Source organism: Xanthobacter autotrophicus (assembly GCF_030015065.1).
Lineage (GTDB): Bacteria > Pseudomonadota > Alphaproteobacteria > Rhizobiales > Xanthobacteraceae > Xanthobacter > Xanthobacter autotrophicus_D.
Genome location: NZ_JAIVFN010000380.1, coordinates 1 through 466, shown reverse-complemented (window position 1 = coordinate 466; position 466 = coordinate 1). Strand labels below are relative to the sequence as shown.

1 protein-coding gene is annotated in these 466 nt (G+C 60.1%); it reads left to right on the top strand.

Features of this window, described 5'->3' with window-relative positions; translation table 11 throughout:
- The coding region (locus K9U40_RS23625) for a hypothetical protein (RefSeq protein ID WP_282892496.1) at positions 1-466 on the top strand (466 nt) is incomplete at both ends.

Below are 466 nucleotides of genomic sequence, written 5' to 3'. Positions count from 1 at the left end.
GTATTGGCTTCCCTGGCCAAAAGCTGGTCCAGGAAAAACGACAAGGCCTCCACGCTGGACCACCTATGGCAAGACAGCCATGGCGGGCTTGTTGATCGGGGGGTCATCCTGGCTGAGCAGAAGGAGAGGGCCAAGGCGTCGAAATCGCAGAACATCCAGCTGAAAGACCGGCCGCTGCCGGAGGTGGAGGGCGCTTCCAACGCGCAGGTCGCTGCTGTGATGGATGATCTGCTTGCACGGGAAATTAACGTCGATGCCATCAAGATGGCTTGGGCGCAAGGGGTGCTGAAGGTGGATGCCGGAACTGGCAATGCAGTGCTGTGCGGCCGGCGTGCTGACGGGGCCCTGATGCAGATCCTTCCGTTCGAAGGTGAGAAGCAGAAGCCAGATTTCAGGGGCCGGTTCCCGCCCATTTTGAGAGGGGATGGAGACGAGACATTGGTCGCTACTGATGGCATCGAGGCGC